At 32.0% G+C, this 6,038-nt stretch carries 4 protein-coding genes; all 4 read left to right on the forward strand.

Annotation, left to right across the window (positions count from 1 at the left end; translation table 11 throughout):
• Positions 1 to 379: 379 nt before the first annotated feature.
• The 4 genes from C1Y58_RS26955 to C1Y58_RS25975 all read left to right on the forward strand — a co-directional run bounded on the left by C1Y58_RS26955 (position 380) and on the right by C1Y58_RS25975 (position 5,718).
• Complete coding sequence (locus C1Y58_RS26955; RefSeq protein WP_242985479.1) at positions 380 to 1,012, forward strand: DUF7674 family protein; 633 nt, start codon at positions 380 to 382, stop codon at positions 1,010 to 1,012.
• Between the two features lie 403 nt (positions 1,013 to 1,415).
• Positions 1,416 to 2,240, forward strand: coding sequence for a linear amide C-N hydrolase (locus C1Y58_RS25965; RefSeq protein WP_105620062.1), 825 nt, complete (start codon positions 1,416 to 1,418; stop codon positions 2,238 to 2,240).
• Positions 2,241 to 2,657: 417 nt separating this feature from the next.
• Entirely contained in the window at positions 2,658 to 3,542 is an 885-nt protein-coding gene (locus tag C1Y58_RS25970) for a hypothetical protein (protein WP_105620063.1), read from the forward strand.
• A gap of 367 nt (positions 3,543 to 3,909) precedes the next feature.
• Complete coding sequence (locus C1Y58_RS25975) at positions 3,910 to 5,718, forward strand: tetratricopeptide repeat protein (RefSeq protein ID WP_105620064.1); 1,809 nt, start codon at positions 3,910 to 3,912, stop codon at positions 5,716 to 5,718.
• Positions 5,719 to 6,038: the final 320 nt, after the last annotated feature.

Here is a 6,038-nt window from a genome sequence, read left to right on the forward strand (position 1 = left end):
TATCTTTTGGGATTAAAGTGGTTGGTTTTGCAGTAGCAGCTATTTGGATGCAATAGTTTTATACATATATATTGAAAATAAATCTTTGTGTGTATAAGTTATTTGGATTTGTAGATTCAATGAAAAGGTCACGGCATTTGATGTCCGTGAGAACTGCGTATAACAATGTGTTCACGTTCGTCACGGGCGAGGTATTCCTCTAGGGTAAGTGCCCTCCACACATTTCTCAACCTAAGCGCGTCGCGACAGTCGGCACATTAGCCCTTGTCAGGGCATGAGCACCTCCTTCTAAGGCTGAGAAACGTCGTTAACACGAAACGTTAGGCGAAATCATAACCTAGTTTTTAGATGTATGGCTTGTAATATGAAAGGAGTTATTATGAGAAGGATTGATAGAATACCAAGAATTATGAAGTTGGTTGAGGAAATATGGATGATTGATCCTGATTTCAGATTTCTACAACTAGTTGAGATGATAAAAAATAAGTATTCTAAATCACATAAAGACGCAGGACGAGTTCAGTATTATTATCGCGAGAATGGACATGAGTTCCCATATAATATAGTAGATCTGTTTCATTTGGAAGATTATGATCTTGAGATTTATCTTTATGAGTTATTGGAAGAGATGAGATCAAGGAAAAGTGATATAGATTTATTTTTTGATAATATGCTTGAATTTTTTCCTAGTACAAGGTGTAAATATAATGAATCATTGAATCAATTTGGTAAAAGGCTTGAAACGGTAGTAATAGAGGATATTTTTATGCCTGAAATACTCAGCTTACTAGAAGCAAACAAGCATAATACATTATTATTGACTAATGTATTTGATTACTTAGAAGAGATACTAAGGACAAAAGGAGATACACTTGTTAATATTATTTCGGTCACTATTCTAGAATCACTTGGAAATGATAGTATAGTACTGGATAAAGCGAGTAAATATATGGGGCCAGTAACTAGGAAATTACAATTAGAAGCAGATAAGGAGTTAGGTCGATTACGCTAGAGTCGGTTATGACATCGCCTAACAATGTGTTCACGTTCGTTCGGACTAGGGGTATTACTCTTGGGAAATGTCCTCACACATCGCACCACCTAAGCCCATCGGGACACTCATTGCATTAGCCCTTATTGAGGGCATGAGCAATGACCTCTAAGGTGCTGAGACGTCGTGAACACAGGAACGTTATCTGAAATCCAAACCCTAAGTGTAAAAAAAACATGGAGGTGATTTACAAAGTAGACTTGGGTCGATTATAAGGTTATGAGGGCTTAGTATTATTGACTATGCATATTGGTTGATAAGTATTAAGTTGCTAATGCTACTGGCCATGTTGAAGATTAAATGATTCTCTAAATACTCTAAGCATATTATATGCCAAAATTATATATTGAAAGGAAGTTCCAAAATGTGTACAAGTTTTGCAGTTTACGGACAAGAAAAAATTATTTATGGTATGAATTTTGATACTGATGAAATTGATTTAAAACTAAAAGTCAATAGTTATAATGATATAAACTTATTTTACTTTTCAGGCTTATTAGATAACAAATACAGGGATATCGCTGGTTTTAATAGTGAGGGTCTTTTTATCTGTACTCAAGCAGTAGAATATAGTCAAGGTTTTAAATCAAGTTGTAACGAAAATGATTGGTTTGCTTTTGATATTTTTGATGAAGCGCTAAAGAAAACAAGAAAAACATCTGAATTTTTGGAAATTCTTAATAAAAGAGTAATCTCGTATCCTAGAAATCCATTATTCCCAGATTTAGGGCTACATACTATTATCGCTGATAAAACTGGTGATGCATTTATTCTGGAAGAAGGGAATGATACAAATATAGTAACTCCTAGTCATAATGATTTTATTATCATGACTAATTTTCCAAATGGGGATTTTAAGGAAGCAAATTATAATAAAGTATATGGTAGAGGTGCTGATAGATATATTTGTGCTCATGAATATATTCATGATAATATTCATAGCTTTGGAATAAATGAAGCCTTTGAAGTTTTAAGTAAAACTAGTCAGGAGGATACTCTGTGTTCAATTGTATATGAACCATTAAAAAATCAAATTTATATCAGTTTTAAAAAAGATTTAAGTAAAAAATGGAAAATCTCTATTATGGAAAAAACAATCGAATCATTAGATGGATTTTTAAGCAATAATAAAATTCAATTTACAAATGAAGAAATATTTGTGAAGGATCTTATTAGATTATATAAGTGAAAACCATTTTTGTTTGTTGAAGAATTAAGTTGATAATTCAAGTCGCCATAGCAGGAAATCGCATGCTGGTAGTTCAAGGAAAGAACATAACTAGGTATGAGCATGTGGTAGCTTCCGGGTTTGGACTTCAGATAACAATGTGTTCCCATTCATTCGGGCGAGGGTCAAAAAGCCTCTTGGGAGTAGCCCTCATACATTCCTCAACCTAAGCCCGTCGGGACAGTCGGTGCATTAGCCCTTAACAGGGCATGAGCATCTCCTTCTAAGGTTGAGAAACGTCGTGAACACGGAACGTTATAAGACATTATCTCACTCATTACAGGGGATTCCTCTTGAGAATTAGAGCTTTTAATCATTTACGTAAGTATTTAAGAAGGTTTTGGACCTACAGAGAAATTAAGTAATATGGAGGAGAAGATGAGCAGATTTCAAACAGATATAACAGAAATGGATAAAGAATTAGATAGAATGAAATTTTGGGCGTCATCAACACTTAGGAATTTGCATAAAAGTAATAATGCCATGATCCATAGATTTCAAAGATATGAATGGCATTTACATGGTTTAGTTTATCATATGAAAAATTTAATAACTTATTATTCAGATATAGGAGAACAAGTAAGATTAAGAATAAATAGTGGGGAAGATATACCTGCAATAATTATATTAAATTGTGAATCTGGACAAAAATTGTATTATGAGTTTTACTCATTTGTAAATCTAACTAAGATAACCTTAGACAACTTATCAAAAATGGTTTATCCATTATTTGAAAATAAAGATCTACCCAATTCGTTTAGCAAGTATAATGCTGGTACAACAAATTGTCCATTGTATGAATGGCTTTCAAATACAGATTTAATATATTATTTTATTGACATCAGAAATCTTTTAGTTCATTTTAAAAGTTTTGCTACAACTGATAATATTGTAGTGTTAAAAGATGACTTACTTGATGAAATTAATAATGCAACTAATGATATTGAATCTTATAAATTTTATACAGAATGTATGTTAAAGAGCTATTATAGGATTCAAGACAAGAGGCTAGTTTTTAACATAAAAATTCCAGATAGTATTTTTGAAGGTGCTCATGATAAAATCTGTAAATTTGAATACTATGAAAATAAGAATATTATTGCAGAGTCTATGAAACTTACAAGAGTTATCTTTCAAACAGTTTCGTTTATTAGAGACTATTATTCATCAGAAAGAAAGCCAGAGTTCAAATATCATAAAAAAGGTGAGTTCAAAGTAAGATATCCAATCTTTAACTATAATAATGATGAAGCAAAGATTTAAAGCTGAGTGAGATAACATCTTATAACAATATGTTGCTACAAGGCTCGGACAGGGTCAAGAATCCTCACAGGATAGCCAAGAGGTATTCCTAAAAGGTCGAGTCCTCACACATTTCTCAATCTAAGTGCGTCGCAACACTCGGTACATTAGCCACGTTCGTGGCATGAGCACCTTCGTTCTAAGATTGAGGAACGTCAGCAACACGAAACGTTAGGTGAAATTGTCAACTAGGTAATATAATGTCCATATTTATGTTTAAATGGATTTTATTTAAGATATGATAAGGCGAACCATATCATAAGTGACTGCGGTTTTTAATAATGTCATTAAGTTTAGTTGTAAAATCTTAAGTAAGGGATGAAATATAATGAATATATTATTGGAGAAAACTAAATACAAGAAACAAAATCATAGGGGGAAGATGGGATTAATTATGATGGTATTATCAGCCATTTTTTTAATTTCTTGTGTACAGGGAACAAGTGAAAATACAAACAGCAATTTGTCAACTAGCGCAATTAATGATGAAGAATCTATAGTTACAAATGTGATAACAGATTCTAGTAATGAGAACTCGTCTGAAAATAATGTTGATGATAAAGAATCAAAATTTAATTCTGATATTGAAAACGAATCATCTAATTTAGATAGTGAATTAAGTGATAATATAAAGGCTCTTTTTATGAAAGCTAATGAAGGAGATGCTGATGCACAAAACACTTTAGCTTATTATTATTTCAATGGATATGGTGTAGAGCAAGATTATGATAAATCATTAAATTGGAGTAAAAAGTCAGCAGAAAGTGGAAACTTAGCTTCAATGTTTAATGTGGGTTATCATTATTATCATGGTTTTTCAGGTGAAGTGAATTACGAGTTGGCATTCGAGTGGTATGAAAAAGCTGCTGATAGAATGTTTCCTAAAGCATTAAATGCTCTTGGGCATATGTACTATACTGGCCTGGGAACTGAGAAAAATATTGAATTAGCTTATGATTATACTTTGCAATCAGCAGGATTATTACATAACTATTCTCTCTCTAATATAGGAATTATGATAGATGAATTAGAACTAGATCAAGATAGTAATATGTGGCTAAGATTTGCTTCAAAAAATTATATGATACCAAGCGGGTCTAATAATTTATTATATGATAGATTAAATGATGGTGAAGATGTTATTAAAGTGGATTACCTATTAGAAGCTGAGAACATACCTAAAGATTTAATTCAGGATATATTGTATAAGTATTATTCAGGTACACTCTATGAATACTTAGAAAAGAGTAGTTTACAATATAAAAATTTTGATTTGGAAGGCTTAAATATTGAAGAAAATACTCGTTCGATGATGGAGTATCGTAGGTGGTATGATTCAAGTTATCTAGTTGATGTTGATTCTGATGGCATTGAGGAATTGATAGTTTATCAATTAGATGGAACAATAGGAATATCCTCATTTAAAATATTAAAAAAAAATGATGGTAAATTTACTGCTGATGGTAATTTTATGCGTACCAATTTAATGCATGGAATTAATGGATTCATAAATTATAAAGATGATAAATACTTTATTATAGGAAACATAGATATTGGTAATAGAAGTATTTTCAGTGTAAGCATATATTCCTTTGAGGGGGGAATGCTGGCCGATTCAGTAGAAATTAAAACTGTTGAAAAAGACATAAATGTTATTAAAACTTATCAAGTAGATGTGAAATATGATGAGCTCATTGATAACGTCGAAGCTAGAATCAATGATATGTTTGTCATAAAATACAACTCGTTGTTATATGAAAATGTAAATGAGTCGATGATAATTGATATAGACATCAATAACGATGGAGATTCAGAACACTATGAATATCATGCAATGTTTTATGGGACAATAAATAACCCATTAAGTTTAGATATTAAAGAAGAACTTTCTACTGAAGAGGATTTGGCTACTATAGAACAAGTTCTAAGGTTTAATGATTTGACCGTACCAATAGGACTAGAGGTGTTTACAATTAATGGTGAGAATTATATAGGTGTGTTAAGTTATGAGATAGGTACGAATAATCATTGCTTCACCACTTTTCTAATTGAAAATGAGGAATACACCTTAATATCAAATCACTTAATAGCTTATAATGAAGAATTTATAGTTAGTGACGAAAATCCATTTTTCTAGTAGTGGAATATGTGGATTAAAAACCGCATTGAAGTGAGGTACGGTGAACCGTATCATAAGTAGAGATTTGTTGTCACTATAATTTTTGATAATGAAATCAAAGCTCCCGTTGCCAACTTCACCTAACAATATATTTCCGTACGCTACGCACATCTCTTCACTGGGTATAAGCACCGCCTGCGAAGAAGGGCTCTGTGGGTCCAGTTCAGAGACGTCGGAAATATGGAACGTTAGGCGAAATAAAAACATTACATTTACTGGGAGGTATTAGAATGATTAATGTAGATAACAAGTTACCAATGCAGTCGGTAGTTGGTAAA

It is taken from the genome of Vallitalea okinawensis, assembly GCF_002964605.1.
Classification (GTDB): Bacteria; Bacillota; Clostridia; order Lachnospirales; family PQDH01; genus Vallitalea_A; species Vallitalea_A okinawensis.

Bases quoted from the DNA above. Each gene is read 5' to 3' on its own strand.
- C1Y58_RS26955 (WP_242985479.1), top strand. From the start codon at position 380: ATGAGAAGGATTGATAGAATACCAAGAATTATGAAGTTGGTTGAGGAA.
- C1Y58_RS25965 (WP_105620062.1), top strand. From the start codon at position 1,416: ATGTGTACAAGTTTTGCAGTTTACGGACAAGAAAAAATTATTTATGGT.
- C1Y58_RS25970 (WP_105620063.1), top strand. From the start codon at position 2,658: ATGAGCAGATTTCAAACAGATATAACAGAAATGGATAAAGAATTAGAT.
- C1Y58_RS25975 (WP_105620064.1), top strand. From the start codon at position 3,910: ATGAATATATTATTGGAGAAAACTAAATACAAGAAACAAAATCATAGG.